The organism is Clostridioides sp. ES-S-0001-03 (assembly GCF_020676075.1).
Taxonomy (GTDB): domain Bacteria; phylum Bacillota; class Clostridia; order Peptostreptococcales; family Peptostreptococcaceae; genus Clostridioides.
On sequence record NZ_JACVWJ010000001.1, the window covers coordinates 660211 to 685705 of the forward strand.

At 29.2% G+C, this 25495-nt stretch carries 20 protein-coding genes; 18 read left to right on the plus strand and 2 right to left on the minus strand.

All coding sequences use genetic code 11. The features are described 5' to 3' along the window. Nucleotides 1-28 precede the first annotated feature (28 nt). The 18 genes from IC174_RS02795 (at nt 29) to IC174_RS02880 (ending at nt 22811) form a co-directional block, all read left to right on the plus strand. Nucleotides 29-2053 (plus strand): N-acetylmuramoyl-L-alanine amidase, encoded by a 2025-nt coding sequence (locus IC174_RS02795; RefSeq protein WP_227482115.1) that lies wholly within the window; start codon nt 29-31, stop codon nt 2051-2053. Nucleotides 2054-2272: 219 nt separating this feature from the next. Further along, nucleotides 2273-2959, plus strand: coding sequence for a sugar transferase (locus tag IC174_RS02800; RefSeq protein WP_227434450.1), 687 nt, complete (start codon nt 2273-2275; stop codon nt 2957-2959). 94 nt (nt 2960-3053) lie between these two features. After that, entirely contained in the window at nt 3054-4109 is a 1056-nt protein-coding gene (locus IC174_RS02805) for a cell wall-binding repeat-containing protein (RefSeq protein WP_227434451.1), read from the plus strand. Nucleotides 4110-4224: 115 nt separating this feature from the next. Then, nucleotides 4225-5781, plus strand: coding sequence for a murein biosynthesis integral membrane protein MurJ (murJ, locus tag IC174_RS02810; protein WP_227482116.1), 1557 nt, complete (start codon nt 4225-4227; stop codon nt 5779-5781). Nucleotides 5782-5826: 45 nt separating this feature from the next. Further along, complete coding sequence (locus IC174_RS02815) at nt 5827-7533, plus strand: phospho-sugar mutase (RefSeq protein ID WP_227482117.1); 1707 nt, start codon at nt 5827-5829, stop codon at nt 7531-7533. A gap of 21 nt (nt 7534-7554) precedes the next feature. Further along, nucleotides 7555-8628, plus strand: coding sequence for a mannose-1-phosphate guanylyltransferase (locus IC174_RS02820; protein ID WP_227434454.1), 1074 nt, complete (start codon nt 7555-7557; stop codon nt 8626-8628). 11 nt (nt 8629-8639) lie between these two features. After that, complete coding sequence (locus IC174_RS02825) at nt 8640-9362, plus strand: glycosyltransferase (RefSeq protein ID WP_227482118.1); 723 nt, start codon at nt 8640-8642, stop codon at nt 9360-9362. A 15-nt stretch (nt 9363-9377) separates the two neighbouring features. After that, nucleotides 9378-10535, plus strand: coding sequence for a polysaccharide polymerase (locus IC174_RS02830; protein WP_227434456.1), 1158 nt, complete (start codon nt 9378-9380; stop codon nt 10533-10535). A 2-nt stretch (nt 10536-10537) separates the two neighbouring features. Then, nucleotides 10538-11377, plus strand: a complete 840-nt coding sequence (locus IC174_RS02835; protein WP_227434457.1) for a glycosyltransferase family 2 protein — start codon at nt 10538-10540, stop codon at nt 11375-11377. Between the two features lie 14 nt (nt 11378-11391). Beyond that, nucleotides 11392-12567: a CDP-glycerol glycerophosphotransferase family protein gene (locus tag IC174_RS02840; RefSeq protein ID WP_227482119.1), complete on the plus strand. Its 1176-nt coding sequence runs from the start codon at nt 11392-11394 to the stop codon at nt 12565-12567. Nucleotides 12568-12595: 28 nt separating this feature from the next. Beyond that, nucleotides 12596-13345, plus strand: coding sequence for a glycosyltransferase family 2 protein (locus IC174_RS02845; RefSeq protein ID WP_227434459.1), 750 nt, complete (start codon nt 12596-12598; stop codon nt 13343-13345). A gap of 21 nt (nt 13346-13366) precedes the next feature. After that, entirely contained in the window at nt 13367-14275 is a 909-nt protein-coding gene (locus IC174_RS02850; protein WP_227482120.1) for a glycosyltransferase family A protein, read from the plus strand. A gap of 47 nt (nt 14276-14322) precedes the next feature. Further along, nucleotides 14323-15075, plus strand: a complete 753-nt coding sequence (locus IC174_RS02855; protein ID WP_227482121.1) for a glycosyltransferase family 2 protein — start codon at nt 14323-14325, stop codon at nt 15073-15075. Then, nucleotides 15029-16396 carry a UDP-glucose dehydrogenase family protein gene (locus IC174_RS02860; protein ID WP_413926633.1) on the plus strand — a complete coding sequence of 456 codons (1368 nt, stop codon included), beginning with the start codon at nt 15029-15031 and terminating at the stop codon, nt 16394-16396. The genes IC174_RS02855 and IC174_RS02860 overlap by 47 nt, the downstream gene beginning before the upstream one ends. A gap of 5 nt (nt 16397-16401) precedes the next feature. Beyond that, nucleotides 16402-17493 (plus strand): glycosyltransferase family 4 protein, encoded by a 1092-nt coding sequence (locus tag IC174_RS02865; protein WP_227434463.1) that lies wholly within the window; start codon nt 16402-16404, stop codon nt 17491-17493. An 84-nt stretch (nt 17494-17577) separates the two neighbouring features. Beyond that, complete coding sequence (locus IC174_RS02870) at nt 17578-19491, plus strand: nucleoside-diphosphate sugar epimerase/dehydratase (RefSeq protein WP_227482122.1); 1914 nt, start codon at nt 17578-17580, stop codon at nt 19489-19491. Between the two features lie 198 nt (nt 19492-19689). Continuing rightward, a complete protein-coding gene (locus IC174_RS02875; RefSeq protein ID WP_227482123.1) occupies nt 19690-20397 on the plus strand; it encodes an SH3 domain-containing C40 family peptidase in 708 nt (235 codons plus the stop codon). Between the two features lie 299 nt (nt 20398-20696). After that, the gene (locus IC174_RS02880; RefSeq protein ID WP_227482124.1) at nt 20697-22811 is read left to right on the plus strand and encodes a cell wall-binding glycosyl-hydrolase Cwp19; all 2115 of its coding nucleotides are present in this window, start codon (nt 20697-20699) and stop codon (nt 22809-22811) included. Between the two features lie 241 nt (nt 22812-23052). Here IC174_RS02880 and IC174_RS02885 read toward each other — a convergent pair whose 3' ends face one another. Further along, on the minus strand, nt 23053-24018 hold the full coding sequence (locus tag IC174_RS02885; protein WP_227482125.1) for an LCP family protein: 966 nt from the start codon (nt 24016-24018) through the stop codon (nt 23053-23055). Nucleotides 24019-24354: 336 nt separating this feature from the next. Then, entirely contained in the window at nt 24355-25311 is a 957-nt protein-coding gene (locus tag IC174_RS02890; protein ID WP_227434468.1) for an LCP family protein, read from the minus strand. Between the last annotated feature and the right edge of the window lie 184 nt (nt 25312-25495).

Consider the following 25495-nt stretch of genomic DNA (forward strand, 5'->3'; position numbering starts at 1 on the left):
AAAGATCTAAAAATCTAGGGGGGATACGATGAGAAAGAGAACAAAATTATTAGCAACAGGAATGTTGTCTATAGCAATGGTGGCACCAAACGTGGCTTTAGCAGCGGAAAATACTACTGCAAATACAGAATCTAATTCAGATATTAATATAAATTTACAAAGAAAAAGTGTTGTGTTAGGAAGTAAATCGAATGCAAGTGTAAAGTTTAAAGAAAAATTAAATGCTGATTCAATAACATTAAACTTTATGTGTTATGATATGCCACTTGAAGCTACTTTAAATTACAATGAAAAAACAGATACATATGAAGGTGTAATAAACTATAACAAAGACCCAGAATACTTAAATGTATGGGAACTTCAAAGCATAAAAGTAAATGGTAAAGATGAACAGAAGGTTTTAAATAAAGAAGATTTAGAATCTATGGGATTAAATCTTAAAGATTATGATGTTACACAAGAGTTTATAATAAGTGATGCTAACTCAACAAAAGCAGTGAATGAATATATGAGAAAAACTTCTGCACCAGTAAAAAAACTTGCAGGAGCTACTAGATTTGAGACAGCAGTTGAGATAAGTAAACAAGGATGGAAAGATGGAGCTAGTAAGGTTGTAATAGTTAATGGAGAACTAGCAGCAGATGGAATCACAGCTACTCCACTTGCTTCTACATATGATGCACCAATATTACTTGCAAATAAAGATGATATACCAGAAAGTACAAAGGCTGAATTAAAACGTCTAAACCCAAGTGATGTAATAATCATAGGTGATGATGGTTCAGTTTCACAAAAGGCAGTATCTCAAATAAAATCTGCTGTAGATGTAAATGTAACTCGTATTGGTGGAGTTGATAGACATGAAACATCTTTACTTATAGCAAAAGAAATTGATAAGTATCATGATGTTAATAAGATATATATAGCAAATGGATATGCTGGTGAGTATGATGCTCTTAATATTTCATCAAAAGCAGGTGAAGACCAACAACCTATAATATTAGCTAATAAAGATTCTGTACCAGAAAGTACATATAATTGGCTATCTTCACAAGGTTTAGAAGAAGCTTATTACATAGGTGGAGACCAAAGTCTATCATCAAAACTTATAGATAAAATATCTAAGATAGCAAAAAATGGGACTTCAAAAAACAGAGTATCTGGAGCTGATAGACATGAAACTAATGCGAAGGTAATTAAGACTTTCTATCCAGATAAAGAATTGAGCGCAATGTTAGTTGCAAAATCTGACATAATAGTTGACTCAATAACAGCAGGACCTTTAGCAGCTAAGTTGAAATCTCCAATACTTATAACTCCAAAAACTTACGTTTCTGCATACCATAGTACAAACTTATCAGAAAAAACAGCAGGAACAGTATATCAAATTGGTGATGGAATGAAGGATAGTGTTATAAGTTCTATAGCATCTAGTTTATCAAAACACAATGCACCAACAGAACCAGAAAATCCAGGTTCAGCAGCAGGAAAAACTGTAGTGATAGACCCAGGTCATGGGGGTTCTGACTCAGGAGCAACAAGTGGATTAAATGGTGGAGCTCAAGAAAAGAAATATACTCTTAATACAGCACTAGCAACTACTGAATATTTACGTTCAAAAGGTATAAATGTTGTTATGACTAGAGATACAGATAAAACAATGGCTTTAGGAGAAAGAACGACATTATCAAACACTATAAAGCCAGATTTATTTACAAGTATACATTACAATGCATCTAACGGAGCTGGCAATGGTGTGGAAATTTTTTACAAAGTAAAAGATAAAAATGGTGGAACAACTAAGACTGCGGCATCAAATATATTAAAAAGAATATTAGAGAAATTTAATATGCAAAATAGAGGAATCAAGACAAGAACACTTGCTAATGGAAATGATTACCTATATGTATTAAGAAACAATAAATATCCTGCAATACTTGTAGAATGCGCATTTATAGACAATAAGAGCGACATGGATAAGTTAAATACAGCAGAAAAAGTAAAGACAATGGGAACTCAAATTGGAATAGGAATAGAAGATACAGTAAAATAAAATAAAAAATATTAAAGCAAAATATATCATCTCCTGTTATAATGTAAAATATAGCAAGAGATGATATATTTTTGCAAAGAATCAAATTGTTTACAATGACGTTTATTGTATTGATAAACTTCTCATTATTGAGTATAATATAGAAATAAGTCAAAAATAAGATAGAAATACGTTGAAATTAAGAATTTAAAAATTTTTTATTCCAATATGGAGGTAACTATGTCTGGATATACTAATGATGAATGTGAAATACCTAAAGTTACAAGCTATCCAGGGGCAGATAAAGAAATTGCAAGTGAGATTGACTATAGCATAGTAAAAGGCACAGTGTTGTTTGACTTGTACCAAAGAGTTGTGGATTTAGTTTTATCTATATTAGGACTTGTAGTAGGTTTACCTTTAATAGCAATATTTGGAATTCTTATTAAAATAGAGGACAAAGGACCAATAACTTATAAGCAAGAAAGACTAGGAAAATGCGGGAGAAGATTCTATATATATAAATTGAGATCTATGAGAACAGACGCAGAAAAATTTGGCGCACAATGGGCTGAAAAAGATGATCCTAGAATAACTAAGGTTGGAAAGTTTATTAGGAAAACTAGAATTGATGAGATTCCACAGCTGTTTAATATATTAAAGGGGGACATGGGCTTAATAGGTCCTAGACCAGAGAGACCAAACTTTACTGTTCAATTTAATGAGGAAATACCTGGATTTATCAACAGGCTTGCTATAAAACCTGGACTTACAGGTTGGGCACAAGTAAATGGTGGATACGAAATCACTCCTGAAGAAAAACTTAAAGAAGATATTTACTATATAAAAAATAGGAGTATATTACTTGACTTTAAGATACTCTTTAAAACTGTTAAAGTAGTATTGACAGGAGACGGAGCTAGATAATTTTAAAATATTAGATTATTAATCAATGAAAAAGCTCTTTAAAAAAGAGCTTTTTTATTGTCAAAAAATACAAAAAGAAAAGGAATGAGAACTTATGATTAAAAAAATTTCTACTATATTATCGTTAGTTTTGCTAATCTCTATTTCTAGTACAGTGGGGGTATTTGCAGATGTAAGTCCTAAAAAAGAGTTGATAGAAGGTAGTATACCAGAGATTTCAACAGAATTAAATAAAAGAGTATTCAAGAATTCTAAAGAAGTAATTCTTGTAAATGAAGAGTCAATTGTAGATAGTATAAGTGCAACACCTTTGGCATATGTAAAAAATGCTCCGATAGTTGTAACTAAGAGTAAAAATGTTGGTAGAGTAACAAGAAATTATCTAAAAGAGCTAGGTCCAGAGAAGGTTACGATAATAGGTGGTTTAAAGGCAGTATCTAAAGATGCTGAACGTAATATAGAGAAAATGGGAATTAAAGTAGAAAGAATAAGAGGAAAAGACAGATATGATACATCTTTAAAGATAGCTAGAGAAATGTACAGAACAGTAGGATTCGATAAGGCATTTTTACTTAGCTCAACTACAGGATTAGAGAATGCCATATCTGTATATTCTTATGCAGCTAAAAATGGAATGCCAATAATATGGGCTCAAGATGAAGGTTTTGAAGAACAAATTGACTTCTTAAAAAGTAAAAACCTTGAAAAAATATATGCATTAGGTGATTCAAAAGAGTTTATTGCAGACATTGATTCTAGCTTAAAGAATATAGAAGGTATAAAGCAAATAAATAAGTCAAGCACAAATGTCGATTTAATAAAGAAGTTTTATGATGAAAAAGATATAAAGAAAATCTATACTGCTAAATTAGATTTTGGAAGTAGATCTGATGTAAACGAATATATTTCTTTGGGAGTAGTATCGGCCAAAGAAAATATGCCAATACTGATTTGTAGTGATAATTTAAGTCATGCACAAGATAAATTCTTGAAAGATAACAACATAAGTGATGTAATTGAAGTTGGATATACAGTAGGTAATTATAGTCTGTTAAAGAGTATACTTAATTTAACATCCTTATCTTGTATAATATTAATACTATTATTACTATTGATTGTATTTAGAGCGCTTAGATATGAGTCAAGATAGTCTTTAATTTATTAAGGAAGCTTTTCATAGGTTAAATTTACTTAATCAGAATAATGTTTATAAGCAGTTTTAAAAGTTCTACTTTTAGAGTTTAAATTAGAGAAGGAGAAAGAAAATGTCAAAAACAGCTAAAGCAGCATTGTGGATTATGGCGGCCACTATGTTTTCAAAAGTATTAGGTTTCCTTAGAGAACTTGTACTTGCAAATTTCTATGGAACAGGTATGTATGCAGATGTATTTGTATTAACATTAAATATACCTGGTTTAATCATAGCAGTCATAGGTTCTGCAATTGCTACAACTTATATACCTATGTACTTTGAGACAAAGAAAAGACTCGGAGATGAAGGTGCCTTAAAATTTACTAACAATGTTTTAAATATATGCTATATAATGGCTATAATAATAGCTATTTTTGGGCTTTTATTTACAGAGCAATTTGTTACAGTATTTGCAGCAGGATTTAGAAGTGACCCTGCTAAGTTTCAAGCAGCAATACTATTTACTAAAATAATGATTTCAGGAGTTTTGTTCTTGAGTGGAAGTAAAATATTTAGCTCATTTTTACAGGTGAATGACAGTTTTGTAATTCCAGGTCTTATAGGAATTCCATATAATATCATAATAATAGCAGCAATAGCACTAAGTGCAGGTAAAAATGTATGGATACTACCAGCAGGAGCATTGATTGCCATGGCAAGTCAGTTATTGTTTCAACTCCCATTTGCATTTAAGAAGTCCTACAAGTATAAACCATATATAAATTTAAAGGATGAGTCCATAAAAGAATTAGTGAATCTAGTCTTGCCTATGTTAATAGGTGTAGCTGTTGGACAGTTAAATATATTTGTTGACAGGTTATTGGCAACTACTTTGGGGGATGGAAAGTTGTCTGCCCTTAACTATGCAAATAGACTAAATGAGTTTGTTATGGCATTATTTGTTACATCTATAATAACAGTTATATATCCTAAGTTAGCAAAAATGTCGGGTAAAGATAATAAAGAAGGCTTTATAAGTACTATTGTAAAGTCATCAAATTGTATTATATTGGTAGTGCTTCCAATATCCATAGGAGCTATTATACTAGCAGAACCTCTAGTTAGAATACTATTCCAAAGGGGTAAGTTTGATGCATTATCAACAGACCTTACATCTATAGCTCTTAGATTATATTCGTTAGGTTTATTGGCTTGTGGGGTAAGAGATGTTTTATATAGAGCATTCTATTCTCTTTCAGATACAAAGACACCAATGATAAATGGAAGTATAGCCTTAATAATAAATATAGTTCTTAATTTAATATTGATAAGACCACTTGGTCATGCAGGTATTGCTATATCAACTAGTACGTCTAATATAATTACAGTTATATTATTGTTTATATCTCTTAAAAAGAAAACTGGATATTTTGGAGGAGATAAAATCATAAAGACTGGTCTTAAAAGTTTGGTAGCATCAGGTGTGATGGCAGTAGTCACTTTATTGATATATAACAATCTATATGCATTTATAGGTGCAGGAACAATTAAAGAAATTATAGCAGTTGGAACTGGAGTATTAGGTGGGGCTTCTGTATATACGATATTGATAGTTTTATTTAAGGTAGAAGAGATGGACTTAGCTTTTGAATTTTTAAAAAAAGGAAAGCAAAAACTACTTAAAAGATAGACATTTACCTTAAAAAATTAAAATAGAGTCAGAAAGGATGAAAATATGGATTATAAAAATAATTATGAGATGTGGTTAAATTCTCCTTATTTTGATGAACAAACCAAAGAAGAGCTATTAAGTATAAAGGATGATGACAAAGAAATGCAAGATAGATTCTATAAAAATTTAGAATTTGGGACAGGTGGTCTAAGGGGTATAATAGGAGCGGGAACTAATAGAATCAATATTTATACTGTTAGACGTGCAACACTTGGAATTTCAAATTATATTATGAAGATGCAAGGTGAAGAAGGAAAGCAAAAAGGAATTGTTATAGCACATGATAGTAGATACATGTCAAGAGAGTTTTGTATAGAAGTAGCTAAAACTTTAAGTGCATATGGTGTAAAGGCTTATATTTTTGAAGAGTTAAAGCCTACACCAGAACTTTCTTTTGCTGTTAGACATTTAAAGTGTGCTATGGGAATAGTAATAACAGCAAGTCATAATCCTAAAGAGTACAATGGATATAAGGTATATGACTCAGATGGAGGTCAAATCTGTATAGATATGGCCAATGATATAATTGCAGAAGTTAATAAGATTGATGATTACAGTATTATTAAAAGTGTAGATTTTGAAGAAGCTTTATCTAAAAATTTAATAACTATATTAGATAATGAAATAGATGATGAGTTTATAAAGGCTGTTAAGAAGCAAGTTTTAAGACAAAGCACGATAGATGAATATGGAAAAAAATTAAAAATAATATATACACCTATTCATGGAACCGGAAATAAACCAGTAAGAAGAGTCTTAAATGAATGTGGCTTTGAAAATGTAATGGTGGTTAAGGAGCAAGAATTGCCAGATTCTAATTTTTCAACAGTTAAGTATCCTAATCCTGAAGAAAAGTCAGTATTTAATATAGCTATTGAAATGGCAAAGAGTAATGGTACTGATTTGATAATAGGGACAGACCCTGATTGTGACAGAGTAGGTGTTGTTGTAAAAGATTCTAGTGGTGAGTATGTAGTCTTAAATGGAAACCAAGTTGGCTCACTTTTAGTTAGATATATAGTAGAGAGTTTAGTTGAAGAAAATAAACTTCCTAAAAACAATCCTACAATAATAAAAACTATAGTTACATCAGAACTAGGTGCAAAAATAGCAAAGGCTTATAATGTAGATTGTTTGAATACTTTAACAGGGTTCAAATTTATAGGAGAAAAAATAAAAGCGTTTGAAGAAAGTAATGATAGAAGCTTTATAATGGGATATGAGGAAAGCTATGGTTACTTAATTGGAACTCATGCTAGAGATAAAGATGGTGTTGTATCTTCGCTTATGATATGTGAAATGGCAGCATACTATTTTTCAAAAGGTATGAACTTGTATGAAGCCTTGATAGATACATATAATAAATTTGGGTACTACAAAGAGGAATTAAAGTCAGTGACTTTAAAAGGCATAGAAGGAATAAAAAAAATAAAAGAGATGATGCTTTACTTTAGAAGTGTTAAAATAGATAATGTGGCTGATGTAAAAGTAGATAAGATTTTAGATTATAAAGATGGAGTAGATGATTTACCTAAATCAGATGTACTTAAATTTTTACTTAAAGATGGTTCTTGGATAGCTATAAGACCTTCAGGTACAGAACCTAAAATTAAATTTTACTTTGGAGCAAATTCAGGTAACCAAGAAGATGTAGAATCTAAGTTGAATAATTTAATATCTTATATATTAAATGTGGTGGATTCTATATAAAGAGCTAAGGGGAGATAAACGATGAAAGTATATAATGTCATAATGGCTGGAGGAGGCGGAACTCGTTTCTGGCCACTTAGTAGACAAGAAGTACCTAAGCAGCTTATAAATTTAAGTGGAGAAGATGCTTTAATAAATGAAACTATAAACAGAATAGATTCTCTAGCAAACAAAGAGGATTTATTTATAGTAACTAATGAGAAGCAAATGGACGCTTTAAAAGATACAGTGAAAGATAAATGTTTATACAGCAATATCTTACCAGAACCATGTGCCAGAAATACGGCAGCAGCTATAGGTTTTGCAGCCTTTAACATAATGAAAAAATATGGTGATGGTGTTATGTGTGTATATCCAGCTGACCATTATATAAAAGATGAAAAAGAATTTAAAGCTATTTTAGAAAAAGCTATTTATATAGCAGAAAATAATGATAAACTAGTAACTATTGGGATAAATCCTACATTCCCATCAACAGGATATGGATACATAAACTTTAGTAGAGAAAATACAATAGAAAATGTTGCATATGAAGTAGTGGAGTTTGTAGAAAAGCCAAACTATGAAATTGCTAAAGAGTATGTAAATTCTAAGAAATATGTGTGGAATAGTGGGATGTTTGTATGGAAGGTATCCAAGATATTGGAAGATTTTAAGAGATACTTACCAAAAGTATATGAAAAATTAGAGGAAATCAGTAATTACTTAGGAACAGAAGAAGAAATAGAAAAAATAAAAGAAATCTATCCAACAATACAATCAATCTCTATAGATTATGGTATTATGGAAAGAAGTAATGATGTTATAGTAGTTCCTGGTGATTTTGGTTGGAATGACGTTGGTTCTTGGGACTCCCTAGGTGCGATATATCCAACTGATGATGAAGGTAACATCAAAAGAGGTGAAAATATTACTATAGATACTAAAAACTCAATTATATATTCAGATGACAAATTAATATCGACAATAGGTATTAGTGATTTGATAGTAGTATCTACGAATGATGCAGTTATGGTTTGTAGAAAAGATAAAGCTCAAGATGTCAAAAAGATAGTAGAGCAATTAAAAGAAGAAGATAGACAAGAATATATGTAGGAGGTGTTCATTTGATTCCTAAAAAAATACATTATGTATGGTTTGGTGGTCCAAAAGGAAATATAGAAAATATATGTATAAATTCCTGGAAAGAAAAACTTCCAGAATATGAGATAGTAGAGTGGAATGAAAAAAACTTTGATATAGAGAAAGAAATAAAAGGAAATAAGTTTTTGGAAGAATGTTATAAAAGAAAGCTTTGGGCATTCATATCAGATTATACAAGAGTAAGGGTACTCTATGAACAAGGTGGAGTTTATATGGATACAGATATGCAGATATTAAAGGATATAACTCCTCTTTTAGAAAATAATAGGCTTATATGTGGATATGAAGATGATGGAGAATACATGAATGCAGCCATAGTAGGTGTAGAAAAAGGACATCCTTTCTTTAAAGATTTATTAGAGTACTACGAAAAAGAGGTGCTTACTTCTTCATTGTTTACAATACCAAAGGTTATGACTTATCTTATGGAAAAAAATTATAAAAAGATTGACCAAAATAACTATGAAGAAGGCATTCGTGTCTACGATAAAGAATATTTTTATCCTTTTGGATTTAAAGAAGACTTTACACCAGAATGTATTACAGAAAATACTTATGGAATACATTGGTGGGGAAAAAGTTGGGCTAAGAAAAGAAATTATTTCTTAGAAAGCAAGCACTTAACAGGTGTAAATAAGATATGGAAGTGTTGTAAAATATTTGCAAGTAATACTTTAAGAAGCTAAAAGGGAGAAAGTGAAATGAAGACTTTAAACGATGATAGAAATATTATGATTAAAAAATATCTTTATATATTTGTTTTGTTTATCATAGTACTTAGAAAGTATATGATATCATTTATTGACCCAGATATGAGTATAGGGATAATTAAATCAGCGTTATTTTATTCTTCAATAGGAATACTAATGCTACTTTTCTTATTTGATAAGAGAAAAAGTATAACAGAAATGGTGCTAGTTGGAGCTTGTGTATTACTTTATATATTAAATAGAGAAGGAGCTATATTATTAATTGTTTTGTTAGCTGTATCAGCTAAACAAATAGATGATAAATGTATAGTTAAAAGTTATTTAATAATATCTGTATGTTTTTTAATAGGAGCTATATTATTATTTAATTTATTTCCTTCATTAGTATTTAATCAGGAAGTCCACTATAGATATATAGGAAAATTAGATACGCTTGTTACAAGAATGGATTTTGGACTTGGTAATCCAAATGGAGTATTTTATTATATGGTTACTATATATGCAGCATATATATTCTTAAGATATAAAAACTATAATAAATGGGATAGAATAATTTTATTTGGATCTGCATTCTTTGTTTATCAAACTACATATAGTAGAACTGGCTTTTTTACTATATTAGCAGGATTAATATTTGTAGAGATAATAAGAGTGATAGACCTAAAAAAAATAAAAGTACTACCAATGCTTATAAAGACATCACCGATAATACTTACTTTATTTAGTGTAATTATTGGTATGATGTTTTCTAAAAGTAGTGTACTAAATAGATTATTAGCAAGTAGACCTAAGTTCTGGAATGTATACTTAGCTCAAGAGGGAAATTTTATGAAACCTTTTGGAAATTCATATAGTGCTGCTATAAAAGCAACTAATCCATTAGACAGTTCTTATATATATATAATTAGTGTACTAGGAGTAATTGCTTGCATCTTATTTATGTTTTTGATGTATAAAGGTATACAAAGCTTTATAGAAAAAGATAAAAAAGAGTATTTAGTAGCTTTGTTCATATTTTTACTATATTCTTTTGCAGAAAATTTATTATTAGAAGCTTCATTTAGTTTCACAATAGTATTACTAATAAAAGAAGTAATATTAAACGATAAAAGAGAGGTAGATTTGTGGAAAATGAAAAGTAGGAGGTAGTAATGTTAATATCATTAATAATGCCAACATTAAATAGATATGATGATATATACTTACTTATGGATAGCTTAGAAAATCAAACTTACAAGAACTTTGAACTTATAGTAATAGATCAAAATGATAATAACAAAGTTAAGGAGATAGTTGATAAATACGTTGATAAGTTAGATATAAAGTATATAAAAAGCGATAAGCTAGGATTAAGTTATAACAGAAATGTAGGCATAGATAATGCTAAAGGGCAAATTATAGGTTTTCCTGATGATGACTGTGTCTACGAAAATGATACATTAGAAAAAGTTACAAACTTCTTTAATAAAAATAAAGATTATAAAATATACAGTTGTAAAACTATGGATGCAAATAAAATTGATGCATTTAAGAAAATGTATGATGGAACTTGTGATATCACAAGTTCCAACGTTTTAAATACTATAACATCCATAACTTTTTTTGTTGATTTTGGAGAAAAAGAATATACACGATTTGACGAAAAATTAGGTGTTGGTGGAGATTTTGGTGCTGGTGAAGAGATAGATTATGTTTTAAACCTGTTGAGTTTAGGATTTAAAGGAAAATACTTTGGGAATGATATAATTTACCATCCTGCAAAAAAACATTCTAAATCTAAAGAAAAGTATCAAAAAGATTATAACTATGGAAGAGGTTTTGGAGCCATTTGCAAAAAAGAAATAGTCTATAGAAAGAATTATAAGTTTGTAAAGGTTATGGCATCAAAGCTTGTAAGAAATATAGGCGGTCTTATATTGAGTTCCAACAAAGATTATCATAGTGCCACTATAAAAGGAAGAATTAATGGATTTAGACAGTATAAGTTATAATGAGGATGGTGTTTATGGACAAGGTTAAATTTTTAATAAATATGCTTTTGGCTTTTTTTATGTATCCATTTAATAAGCATAAGTTTAATGGTAGAAATATTTGGCTTATAGGTGGACATTCAGGAGATATATACAATGATAATGCCAAGTTCTTTTATGAGTATATGTTGAAAGAACATAATGATGTAGAAACTTATTGGGTAGTAAATAAAGACAGTAAAGTATTCAATAAAATTCCAGGCAAGAAATTAATAAGAGGAAGTGTAGAAAACTATCTATATTATTACAATTCAAAAGCTATAGTATTTTCACATGCGCCATCAGCAGATATAGCACCTTATAACTTTGCTGTACCTGTTCTTAATTATTTCCATAAAAAGACGATAAAAGTATTCTTAAATCATGGAACGATAAGTTTTAAAAAGAGAAAGCCAATGAATAAAAAGTTTAAAAATATTATAGATAACCTATATAAAAGTTATAATATAGTTACAGCAAGTTCTGAGTTTGAAAGAGATGTTATGGTAAATGATTGGGGAATGTTAGATGACTCAGTTTATATAATTGGAAATGCAAGATATGACAATTTACCAACAAATGAAGTTGCACAAACACGAGATATATTATATACTCCTACATGGAGAGACTGGATAAAATTTAGTTCAGGAAAATTTACAGATACAGATTATTTTAAAAATATAATGAATTTCTTGAATGATGATAAATTAAATAAAATATTAGATGAGAAAGATATAAATGTAAAAATTTATATGCATCATCTTATGCATGAGTTTATAGATGACATAAAAGAAAACATAACTGGTAAACGAATTGTATTTTTAGATAAAGGGGTAACTCTAGCAAATGAAATAAGAAAATCAGCTGCAAACATAACTGATTATTCAAGTGTTGCCATAGATTTTCTATATATGAACAGACCTATTTTATTTTATCAATTTGATTTAGATGAATATATGGAAAAAGTTGACTCGTATATAGATTTAAAAAGCGAAATGTTTGGGTCTTTGGCTTATAATAATGATGAAGCTGTGAATAAACTTATTGATATTATTGAAAATAATTTTGAGGTTATGGGTAACCAAAAAAATGAAAGAAATAAGTTTTTCAGATATAATGACAATAAGAACTGCAAGAGGATATATGATTGTGTATTAAGTAAAATTAAATAAATATTTTATAAATGATGAGGAAGGTAATATGAAGAAGAATTTAGTATCTATAATTACTCCCATGTATAATTCTGAAAAATTTATTGAAGCAACCATAAAATCAGTATTAAACCAAACTTATCAAGAATGGGAAATGTTAATTATTGATGATTGCTCAACAGATAATAGTCCTAGTATAGTCAAATCTTATATGCAACAAGATAGTAGAATAAAATGCATAAAGACTGAGACTAATAAGGGTGTCTCTAATGCTAGAAATCTAGCATTAAGTAATGCGACAGGACAATTTATAGCTTTTTTAGATAGTGATGACCAGTGGAATAGTAGTAAGTTAGAAAAACAAGTAAACTTTATGTTAGAAAATGACTATGTAATCTCATTTACTTCATATGAACTGATGGACGAAAATGATAAAAAGTTAAATAAAGTAATAAAAGTGCCACCTAATGTAGATTATAGAAGGTTATTAAAGGGAAATATTTTGGGATGTCTTACTGTTGTAATTGATAAGTCTAAATTGGATTTTGAAATTAAAATGAGTGGTGTAAGACATGAAGATTATGTCTTGTGGTTATCTATATTGAAAAGAGGACATATCGCTCATGGAATAAATGAAGTTTTAGCATTATATAGAAAATCTAGTAACTCCCTTAGTGGTAATAAGATAAAGGCTGCTATGTGGACTTGGAATATATATAGAAATATAGAAAAAATACCTCTATACAAAGCTATATACTACTTTATTAATTATGGAATAAATGGAATTAAAAAAAGTTAGATAGAGAGGAAGATTTAATTAATGTATAAATATAAATTTACTGTATTTACTCCAACATATAATAGAGCACATTTACTTGAAAATTTGTATAATGATTTAAAAGCTCAAACATATGATTTCAACGACTTTGAATGGTTGATTGTTGATGATGGAAGTAGTGACGGTACTAAAGAATTAGTTGAAAAATTTATATCAGAAGATAAATTAAATATAAGATATATATACAAAGAAAATGGAGGAAAGCATACTGCAATAAATCTAGGTGTAAAAAATGCAGATGGAGAACTATTTTTCATTGTAGATAGTGATGATGGTTTAATTAAAGATTCTCTTGAAATTGCTAATGATGAATGGAATTCTGTAGAAAATAAAGAAGGATTTAGTGGGGTTGTTGGACTTTGTGTATACCCAAGTGGAGATTTAATAGGCACAGAAATGCCTGAGGATAAAAAAATATGTCACTTTGCAGACCTATATTTTAAATATGGTGTTAAGGGAGATAAAAGCATAGTATTTGTAACTGATGAGCTTATAAAATTTCCTTTTCCAGAAAGAAAAGAAGTGAGATTTTTACCAGAAAGTGTAGTATGGAATGAAATGTCTAAATACTATAATGTTAAATGTGTAAACAAACCTATGATAATAAGAGATTATTTGGATGATGGTTTGACTAAGAATATATTAAATAAAAATGCATTAAAAGGTAGAGCATTAGAGTTTTTATATTTAATAAATCAAAATACATATCCTTTAGGTAGATATCCATATATGTGGATAAAGAATTACATAAATTTAGCTAGATACTCATTGTTATCTGACAGTCATTATTTTGGCGAAATCAAAAAAATATCTGATAAATTATTGTATTTAGTGTTATTCCCATTAGGATATTACAAATATATTGGACAAAAAAAGTTAGTATCTAAGTAAACTTGTTGGTATAGTACTGCTAGTTGCTATATAAGGAGAGTAAAAATATGAATGAGCCTTTAGTATCGATAATTACTCCTGTATATAATTCAGAAGAGTTTTTATCAGAGACAATAAAGTCAATCCAAAATCAAACTTATAAAAATTGGCAGCTTTTATTAGTGGATGATTGTTCTAAGGACAATTCAAGTGAAATTATAAAAAGTTTTCAAAAAGAAGATGCTAGAATAAAATATATAAAGCTTGAAAAAAATTCTGGAGCTGCAGTATCTAGGAATGTTGGTATTGAAAATGCGGAAGGTAGATTTATTGCATTTGTAGATAGTGATGATTTATGGGAGAGTAAAAAGTTAGAAATTCAGATAGGATATATGTTAAAAGAAAATATCGGGTTTTCTTTTACATCTTATAGATATATGAGACAAGATGGAACAAAAACGAGTAAAGTTGCAAGAGCACCTAAAAAGATTGACTATGAAGGATTACTTAGAAATACTATAATAGGGTGTTCTACTGTAGTCATCGATAAGGATGTCATAGGTGAATTTAGTATGCCTTTAGTAAGAAGAGGACAAGATACTGCAACTTGGTTACAATTACTTAAAAAGGAAAAATATGCATATGGAATTCAAGAAGATTTAGTGAATTATAGGCTAGTTGGGAATTCTATATCAAGCAATAAGATAAAAGCATTAAAACGAACTTGGAATACTTATAGAAATGTTGAAAATTTAAGTTTACCAAAAAGTCTATATGTATTTTGTTTCTATGTTTTTAATGCCATTAAAAAAAGAGTATAAGTTTTATATACTTGGAGGTAAAAAAATGAAAATAGCTATAGCTGGGACTGGATATGTAGGGCTAGTAACAGGTGTTTGTCTAGCAGAGGTAGGCAATGAAAATGTAATTTGTGTTGATATAGATGAACACAAAGTTAAATCGATGCAACTTGGGATAGCACCTATATATGAAGAAGGCCTAGAAGAACTTATGGTTAGAAATTATAAAAAAGGAAGAATAAATTATACTACAGATTATAAAAAAGCTTATGAAGATGTAGATATAATACTAATAGCTGTGGGAACTCCTGAAAGAAGTGATGGTTCAGCTAATTTAGACTATATAAAGGCAGTTGCAAAGCAAATAGCTGAAACTGTAACAAAAGATACTTTAGTAGTAATAAAATCTACAGTACCAATTGGAACAAATGAAGAAATAGAAGATTATATAAATAGAAACTTAAAAAATGATGTGAAAGTTGAACTTGCATCTAATCCAGAGTTTTTATCACAAGGTAGCGCAGTAAGAGATACTTTACATGCTTCAAGAATCGTTATAGGAGTGGAAAGTGAGTGGGCAAGAGAAATACTGGAAGAAATCTATAAACCTTTTAATCAACCTATAATAGTAACTAATAGAAATAGTGCTGAAATGATAAAATATGCATCAAATAATTTTTTAGCACTTAAGATATCTTTTATGAATGATATTGCAAATCTTTGTGAGATAGCAGGAGCTAATGTGGAAGATGTTGCCTTAGGAATGAGTTATGATGATAGAATAGGAAGTAAATTCTTAAAAGCAGGTATAGGTTATGGAGGTTCTTGTTTCCCTAAAGATACAAAAGCTCTTCACTGGTTGTCTGAACATAATGGATATGAGTTAAAAACAGTAAAAGCTGCTATAGAAGTGAATGAAAGCCAAAAACTTAAATTAGTTAGAAAGGCATCTAAACTAGTAGAGAGTTTTCAAGATATGAAAGTTGCTGTTTTAGGACTAACATTTAAGCCAGATACTGATGATATAAGAGAAGCTCCATCTATCCCAAATATAAAATATTTGCTTGAAAGAGGAGCAAAAGTTACTGCATTTGACCCAATAGGAGTTGAAAATACTAAGAAAATATTTGGAGATTCTATACTTTATGCTAAATCTATAGATGATACAATAGAAGATGCAGAGATATGTTTTATAATGACAGAGTGGAAAGATGTCTTAAATTATGATATACATAAGTATAAGGAAAAGATGAAAAATCCTTTAGTTCTAGATGGAAGAAATTGCTACAAGCTTGAAGATATGAAAGAACTAGGTATTGAGTATTATTCGATAGGAAGGTAAATATTATGAAGACTGTTTGTTATTTGGCTGATGGGTCAAATCCTCATACTTTGAAATGGTGTAGTTTTTTTAAAAATAAAGGATATGACATTCATGTAATCTCTTTAAATGGAGGTCACATGGAAGGAATTAAAATATATGATTTTGGTTCTAACGTAGAAGAACTGAAAAATGAAAATATTTCTAAAAAAACAGGATACTTAGGTTCAATAAAACAAATAAAGAAACTAGTAAATGAAATAAAGCCAGATATACTTCATGCACAATATGCAAGTAGCTATGGATTTATAGGGAGTTTACTTGGGTATCATCCATATATTATTTCTGTTTGGGGTACTGATATTTACGATTTCCCAAACAATGGTTTTATACAAAAACAAATTATAAAACATAACTTTAGAAAAGCAGATTATATATTTTCAAATAGTAGAGACATGGCTAAAGAAGCTAATAAATATACAACTAAGCATGTAGATGTAACCTTTTTCGGAGTAGATATGGATAGATTTAAACCTATGGAAGTAGAAAAAGAAGATGCTTTTGTAATAGGAATTATAAAGAGTTTGGAAAAAAAATATGGAATTGAATATTTAGTACAAGCATTTAAGATGTTGAAAGATGAATATAAAGAAAAGAAAATAATTTTAAAAATAGGTGGTTCTGGAAGTCAAATGGATAACTTAGTGAATTTGACTAAGGAATTAGGACTAGAAGAAGATGTTCAATTTTTAGGTAGAATATCTCCAGAGGATGTAAGTAAGACTTTTAATTCTTTTGATGTAACTGTATTTCCTTCTTTGAGAGAGGGTTTTGGTGTAGCTGCAATAGAATCAGAGTCTTGTGAAGTTCCTGTCATTGTTACAAATGTAGGTGGACATCCAGAATCTGTATTGAAAAATGAAACTGGGCTAATTGTAGAGCCAAAGCAACCAGAAGAAATAAAAAATGCTATAATAAAGCTAATGGAAAATGATGAACTTAGACTTAATATGGGTAAAAAAGGGCGTCAGTTTGTTAGAGAAAATTATGAAGTTAATTTAAACTTTAATGATATAGCAAAAATATACGACTCTATATTAGATAAATATAAAAAATAAGAATTGAAAAATACAGCAAAAGATAGATGTTGTTGGCTATGCTTAGGTGCGTAGCTTTTGCTGTTTAATGGAGGGCTTCTAGTTATGCGAGAAAGTATAGATTTAGAGAAAGAAAGCTTTTTTAATAAGCTTTTTAAAAAATATAAATTTAGACAACTAACATTATTAATTCTAGATATTTGTAGCGTGCTAGTAGCATTTCGAATGTCTTTGAGTTTGACAGGAAATTTAGATGTATTCAATGTTAATAATGTAATAATTTCAGTTTGTATATATATTGTACTCCATATAGTATCATTTAGATTGTTTAAGTGTTACAACACATTGTGGAGATATGCAGGAGAAGAAGAAATTATTTCGATTTTTATTGCAACTTTAGCTTATCTAATTCCAGCTTATGTGATAAATAGAATATTGGGACTCGATTATCCTATAATGCTTTATGTATTAAATACGATATTCATTATAATGTTTACAAGTGGAGTGAGAATAGGGTACAGAGCTATAAGAATAGTCATGAATAAAACCTATTCTAGAGGGAAGGTTTCTAACATTCTTATAATTGGAGCAGGAGATGCTGGAGAGATGGTTATACAAGAATTAAATCGAAATCCAGAACTTAAAAAAGTCGCAGTAGCTATAATCGATGATGATAAAAATAAAATCGGAAGAATAATTCATAATGTAAAGATTGTAGGAACAACTTCAAAGATAAATGATATAGTTGAAGAATATAAAGTAGATGAAATAATTTTTTCTATTGCCAACATAGAAAAACGCAGAAAAAAAGAAATTATTGATATGTGTAAAAATACTAATTGTAAAATAAAGACAATACCAGGGATTTATGAAATTATAGATGGAAAAGTTGACATAAAACAGATTAGAGAGGTAGAAATAGAAGACTTATTGGGTAGAGAGCCTATAAGAACAAATTTAAAAGAGATAAGTAACTACATTGAAGGAAAAGTAATCCTTGTAACTGGAGGAGGAGGCTCAATTGGTTCAGAGCTTTGCAGACAGATTGCAGGATTTAATCCTAAAGAACTTATTATAGTTGATAATTATGAGAATAATGCTTATGCAATACAACAAGAATTGCTTAGAAAATATAAAAACAAGCTGGATTTAAAAGCAATAATAGCTTCAATAAGAGAAGAAAAAAGAATGGATGAAATATTTAATAAATATAAGCCAGAAGTAGTGTTCCATGCAGCAGCTCATAAACATGTTCCTCTTATGGAGTCAAGCCCTGGTGAAGCTATAAAGAATAATATATTTGGAACTTTAAATATAGCAGGTTTATCTTCAAAATATAAAGCTAAGAAGTTTGTCCTTATATCTACAGATAAAGCTGTAAATCCTACAAATATAATGGGAGCTACTAAAAGAGCTGCTGAGATGATTATACAGACAATGAATGATGAAAGTCAGACTGAGTTTGTTGCAGTTAGATTTGGAAATGTACTTGGAAGTAATGGAAGTGTAATTCCCCTTTTTAAGAAGCAAATTGAAGATGGAGGACCAGTAACTGTTACACATCCAGATATCATTAGATATTTTATGACGATACCAGAGGCTGTAGGACTTGTTATACAGGCTGGAGCTATGGCTAAAGGTGGAGAAGTATTTGTGCTTGATATGGGAGAGCCTGTAAAAATATTGGATTTAGCAAAAAATTTAATAAAATTTAGTGGGTTTGAACCAGATGTTGATATAAAAATTGAATTTTCTGGTCTTAGACCAGGAGAAAAATTGTATGAAGAACTTCTTATGTCAGAAGAAGGTCTGTTAGATACAGAGCATAAAAAGATTTTTATTGGTAGGCCAATAGATGTTGATAGAGAAGAAATAACAAAATACTTAAAACTTTTAAAAGAAATTACAAACAATGAAGAAACTGAAAAAATAGATAGTGTAATGAGAAAATTAGTACCAACTTACATTAAACCAGAAGATGCTAATATCAAGGAAATTGCAATAACTCGAGATAAGTAGAATATATTTCTAATTTGTAACCAGGGGGAGCAAAAAGAAACAAATAGAGACTAAAAAGAAACAAAAGATTACAAAAAGATTACAAAAAGATTACAAAAAAGGTTGCAATTTATTTTGATGTAAGTTAGAATGTTAATTAGGAATTGGAAACGAAGGAACAAAATGTTAAATTTTCGAAAGGATTAGGTATTTGAGATTATGATGAATATTAAAAATAAAAAACATATATTGAAAAAATTTATAGCGATGGTGTTAATAGCAGGAGTTGTTACAGTGGAGGCGGGAGCAATAACAGCTAGTGCAGCAGAGTTATCTAATTCACCTATGACTGCGACAGTAGATCAATGTGACTTCTTAAACATGAGAAGTGGAGCTAGTGCAAATGATGCAATAGTAGGAAAGATAAACACAGGTGACAAAGTTGAAGTTTTAGAATTACATTCAAATGGATGGATAAAAATAAAAACAGTTGACAATGTTACAGGATGGGTAAATGGAGATTATTTAACTATTGAAGGTGGAAATGTAGACGCAAAGGTACAAAATGTTTTAAACTTAGCATTTAAGCAACAAGGTAAACCATATAGATGGGGAGCAACTGGACCAAACTCTTTTGATTGTTCTGGGTTCACTTCTTATGTTTACAAAAATGGAGCAGGAGTTAATTTGCCAAGAGTATCAAGATCACAAGCAACAGTAGGAAAGAAAGTATCTAGAGCAGAATTAAAAGCAGGAGATTTAGTTTTCTTTGGTTCAGGTGGTTCAATAAATCATGTTGGGTTGTATATAGGAGATTCTAAATTTATACATTCACCACAAACAGGAGATGTAGTAAAAGTTACTAGTATGGCTCCAGGAACTAATTATGCTAGAAGACTTATAACTGCTACACGTGTTTTACAATAATAATAGATTTAATTTACATAGGATTGAATATTAACATTAAATACAGTTATGTTTAATGTTTTACATAGAGAGTGAAGTATTAATTAATATTAAAATAGTGATGAACGTTATAAAAACAGCAAAGAAGATAAATTTCTTTGCTGTTTTTTTTATAATAAATTATTTCATATTATAATCAAATATTAAATATAAATATTAACTATATTATTCAATATTTGACAGATAATATGAATTTTAGATATACTTAGTAAGGAGTATATTGTAGAAAAAAATAAATTTAAGAAATTAAGGGGGATGAAATGAAAAAGATAAGTATATTATTATTATCGTTGGTAATGACACTTACAATGTGTAGTGTAAGTTCATTTGCTGATTCGTCAAATGATAAGGAAATGAGAGCAGCTTGGATATCTACAGTTTATAACTTAGATTGGCCTAAGACTAAAAATAATGAAGCCAAGCAAAAAAAGGAATACACAGACCTATTAGACAAATTAAAAAGTTCAGGGATAAACACAGCAGTGGTTCAAGTAAGACCAAAATCAGATGCTTTATATAAATCAAATATAAATCCATGGTCTGAATATCTTACAGGTACTCAAGGTAAAGACCCTGGATATGACCCATTACCATTTTTAATAGAAGAAGCACACAAAAGAGGAATGGAATTTCACGCATGGTTTAATCCATACAGAATAACTATGGCAGATGAGAGCATAGATAAGTTGCCAGCAAACCATCCAGCAAAGAAAAACCCAAGCTGGGTAGTTAAACATGGAAATAAGTATTACTATGACCCAGGTCTACCAGAAGTTAGAAAGTACATAGTTGATAGTATAGCAGAGGTAGTTCAAAATTATGATATAGATGGTGTTCATTTCGATGATTATTTCTATCCAGGAGTAAGCTTCAATGATACTGCTACATATCAAAAATATGGACAAGGACAAAACAAAGACAATTGGAGAAGAGAAAATGTAAATACTCTACTTAGAGATGTAAAGGCATCTATAAAGAGTATAAAGCCTGAAGTTGTGTTTGGTGTGAGTCCAGCTGGAATATGGAGAAATAAGAGTAGTGACCCAACAGGTTCAGATACATCAGGTAATGAAAGTTATGTAGGTACATATGCAGATACAAGAGCATGGATAAAACAAGGATTAGTTGATTACGTAGTTCCACAACTTTACTGGCCAATTGGTCTTAAAGCTGCAGATTACTCTAAATTAGTAGCATGGTGGGCAAATGAAGTAAAAGGAACAAATGTAGATTTATACATAGGACAAGGTATATATAAGCAAGGGCAATCAAGTTATAATGGGCAAAACATAGCAAAAGAAATAGTTAAGCAAGTAACATTAAATAGAAAATATAGTGAAATAAAGGGTAGTATGTATTTTTCAGCTAAAGATATAGCAAATAGTACATCTATACAAAATGATTTAAAGAGCTTGTACTCTGACAGCAATGAACAGCCAGTGACTCCACCATCTAATGTCAAGGTGGAAAAATTAAGAGGTGCTGAAAGATATGATACAGCAGTTGCAATAAGTAAAAAAGGATGGGCTACAAATTCAGATACAGTAGTATTAGTAAATGGATATTCTATAGTAGATGGTATAACATCAACTCCACTTGCTACTGCAAATGATGCACCTATATTATTAGTAAATAAGGGTGACATACCAACATCTACCAAAAATGAAATAAAAAGACTTAATCCAAGTAAAGTTATCTTAATAGGAGGAAATAATTCTATTGGAGATAAAGTTGAAAGTGAGATAAAAGATACATTATCAAATGTATCAATAAACAGAGTGGGTGGCTCAGATAGATATAGCACATCTCTTTTAATAGCAAAAGAATTAGCTAAGACTAATCCAGTAGACAAACTATATATAACAAGTGGTACAGGTGAAGCAGATTCTCTTTCTATAGCTTCAAAAGCAGGAGAAGAAAAACAGCCAATCGTATTAGTATCAAAAGATAATGTAAGTGATGAAATCTATAACTGGGTATCAGACTTAAATGTAAAAGATGCATACTTTATAGGTGGTAATTTAAGTATATCTGATTCAGTAATAAGTAAATTAGATAAAGTTATTACTAATGATGTATCTAAAAATAGAATAGCTGGAGAAAATAGAGAAGAAACAAATGGAAAAGTAATACAGAAATTCTATCCAAATGTTGAATATTCATCAATATTTGTAAGTAAGAGTAATCAGTTAGTAGATGCATTAACATCAGGACCTTTAGCAGCAAAATTAAAATCACCAGTAGTTATGCTTGGAAATAGTGTAACATCTGCTCAGAAAACTGCTCTAGAGCCTAAAAAGACAAGTCTAGTATATGAAGCTGGAGATGGCATAAATCAAACTGCATTAAACAGTTTATTAAACTTAGTTCAGTAGTAAGAATTTAATAAAGATGCTATATTATAAATTCTATAAAGTCAAATTAAAATAAAAGTATCAAATTGGAAAATGTTAAATTAAAAAGTATTAAATAAAAGTAGAAATTAAAAAAAGAACTATATACATTTTATAATCAAGCATGGATAACAACTTGAAAATAATTATGTAATATAGTTCTTTTTCTATATTTAATCTTATATTTTATAATAATATTTGTATTAAATGTTTTTTAGTGTTATTATTGTTTAAATTCTATATCATTAAATATAAAATCATGTAATATATCTAAAGTATCTGGGTCAAATCTAAGAACCCAACCAGCCTTTCCATATATACCACCTGTACTATGAATTTCATCATCAATAGGGAATTCAAATTGTTTAACATTTAAGTCGCCCATTTTTAAAACTTGAGCTCCTAGAGAAAGTATTGCATTAGGCTTCATATTAGTTTTAACATATGGAAGAACAGCATCTAATAAACCTGGATATTTAGTAACAGGTAAGGTTTCTGTTTTCTTGATTATAGCTTGTATAATCTCTCTTTGTCTTCCATCTCTTGCAAAAGCTGTATCATTATGTCTGATACGTGCAAAAGATAATGCTTGATATCCATTTAAAGTTTGTACTCCAGATTTTCTAATATATTGTATGCTACCTTTATCATCACTTTTATTCCAACCATAAGTTTCAGGAATAAATTTATTTAATTCACTTATTTCTCCTTTTTCAATTGTAACTTCAACGCCACCAATAGCATCAATTATATACATAAATGATTCGAAATTAACACAAGCATAATTTTGAATATCAACATTAAAGTTCTCTTCAATTGTTTGTATTAATAAATCAGCTTGTCCATAAGCATAGGCATGAGTAAGTTTTTGTTTACCATGACCAGGGATGTCTACATAGCTATCACGAGCTAATGATGTAAGTTTGATATCATTATGTTTGTTATCAATAGTTAATATCATCATAGCATCTGACCTTGAAGAATCTTCATTTGGTCTAGCATCTGTTCCCATAAGTAGTATGTTAGTTATCCCATTTTCATTTTTATGGTCATTATTATTTAATAAATCACTATTTATGCTTGAGTCATGAATAGTAGATAATTTATAATAAAAATATCCATAGACGCTTATAGGGAATATTACTACCAAGAAAGCCAGTAGTATAACAAATTTCTTTAATTTTGACAAAAGTACCCCTTCTTTCTTCTTTTTCCTGTATATTTTTTAATAGCATACACTTAATTATATTAAAGTATTGAGATATATTCAATACTTGTTTCAGTTACAAAAAAAAGACAATGGCATAATTTATAAGAAAATTTGTCAATTTATATATAATTAAAAGTATGTGTAGTATACTCTTTAAAAAATTAATTAAATTTTTAAAGAAAAATAAGATTTATATGTTTTTTTACAATAAAAATAAGTACACACCTATCCAATTACAAAATAATTTGCTTCTTGAAAGGAATGCACTTACTGTCAAATTCTGTATATGACTTTTTATTAATATAAATAAATATTTTACTCTTCAACCATAATATCTTCAAATATGAAATCGTGCATTGCATCTAATTCATATTCTTCAAAAGGAATTACATAGCCTGCACTACCAATTTTTCTACCATTTTCAGTAGAAAGAGGGAATTCCATTGATTTTAAGTCTAAGTTTCCAATACTTAAAAGTTTTGTTCCTAGAGAAATTATTTCATTAGGACTCATATTAGTTTTAACATATGGAAGTATAGTATTAACTAGATTAGGATATTTGGTAACTGGTAAATCCTTAACACCATTTATTAAACTTTGTATAACACTTCTTTGTCTTCTATCTCTCTCATCTGTACTATCATTTTTTCTTATACGAGAAAATGCAAGTGTTTGATATCCATTTAGTTTTTGCTCACCTGAACTTCTTATATACTCAAGAGAGCCTTTGTCAGAATTTTTATGCCATTTATAAGTTTCAGGTATAAATTTGTTTAATTCTCTTATTTCACTCTTATCAACTGTAACAGTAACCCCTCCTAGAGCATCAACTATATCCATAAAAGAGAAAAAGTCAACTACAGCATAATTCTGTATATCGAGTTGGAAATTTTCTTCTATAGTTTCTATTAATAAATTAGCTTGACCATATACATAAGCATGTGTTAATTTTTGCTCTCCATGTCCTGGTATATTAACGTACGTATCTCTATTTAATGATGTTAATTTAAGACTTTTATTTTTATTATCAATAGTTAATATCATCATGGCATCAGAACGAGAAACTTCTTCTCCTGGTCTTGCATCTGTACCTAATAATAATATATTTGTAATATCTTCTTCATTTTTATAGTCATTACTGCTAAGAGCCTCTGTATTTATACTATCATCTTGGATAGTTTTTAATTTAGTAAAAACATATCCGTATACACTGACAGGAAATGCTATGACTAAAAGGGCTAGAAATATAACAAATTTTTTGAGTCCTGACAATAATATCCCCTACTTTCTAAATTTTTTAATTACACATAGTTAATTATATTAAAAAATTGTTACATAAGCAATAAAAAACACAATAAATTAGCATAAGTTTGTCATAATATAATTATTTTTATAATATTTTATAGAAGGAAGTGTGTAGTTATTATTAATTTTCTTGGAATATAATTATATGAAG

Coding starts and splice junctions, on each gene's coding strand:
- IC174_RS02795 (WP_227482115.1), top strand. CDS start 29: ATGAGAAAGAGAACAAAATTATTAGCAACAGGAATGTTGTCTATAGCA.
- IC174_RS02800 (WP_227434450.1), top strand. CDS start 2,273: ATGTCTGGATATACTAATGATGAATGTGAAATACCTAAAGTTACAAGC.
- IC174_RS02805 (WP_227434451.1), top strand. CDS start 3,054: ATGATTAAAAAAATTTCTACTATATTATCGTTAGTTTTGCTAATCTCT.
- murJ (WP_227482116.1), top strand. CDS start 4,225: ATGTCAAAAACAGCTAAAGCAGCATTGTGGATTATGGCGGCCACTATG.
- IC174_RS02815 (WP_227482117.1), top strand. CDS start 5,827: ATGGATTATAAAAATAATTATGAGATGTGGTTAAATTCTCCTTATTTT.
- IC174_RS02820 (WP_227434454.1), top strand. CDS start 7,555: ATGAAAGTATATAATGTCATAATGGCTGGAGGAGGCGGAACTCGTTTC.
- IC174_RS02830 (WP_227434456.1), top strand. CDS start 9,378: ATGAAGACTTTAAACGATGATAGAAATATTATGATTAAAAAATATCTT.
- IC174_RS02835 (WP_227434457.1), top strand. CDS start 10,538: ATGTTAATATCATTAATAATGCCAACATTAAATAGATATGATGATATA.
- IC174_RS02840 (WP_227482119.1), top strand. CDS start 11,392: ATGGACAAGGTTAAATTTTTAATAAATATGCTTTTGGCTTTTTTTATG.
- IC174_RS02845 (WP_227434459.1), top strand. CDS start 12,596: ATGAAGAAGAATTTAGTATCTATAATTACTCCCATGTATAATTCTGAA.
- IC174_RS02850 (WP_227482120.1), top strand. CDS start 13,367: ATGTATAAATATAAATTTACTGTATTTACTCCAACATATAATAGAGCA.
- IC174_RS02855 (WP_227482121.1), top strand. CDS start 14,323: ATGAATGAGCCTTTAGTATCGATAATTACTCCTGTATATAATTCAGAA.
- IC174_RS02860 (WP_413926633.1), top strand. CDS start 15,029: ATGTATTTTGTTTCTATGTTTTTAATGCCATTAAAAAAAGAGTATAAG.
- IC174_RS02865 (WP_227434463.1), top strand. CDS start 16,402: ATGAAGACTGTTTGTTATTTGGCTGATGGGTCAAATCCTCATACTTTG.
- IC174_RS02870 (WP_227482122.1), top strand. CDS start 17,578: ATGCGAGAAAGTATAGATTTAGAGAAAGAAAGCTTTTTTAATAAGCTT.
- IC174_RS02875 (WP_227482123.1), top strand. CDS start 19,690: ATGATGAATATTAAAAATAAAAAACATATATTGAAAAAATTTATAGCG.
- IC174_RS02880 (WP_227482124.1), top strand. CDS start 20,697: ATGAAAAAGATAAGTATATTATTATTATCGTTGGTAATGACACTTACA.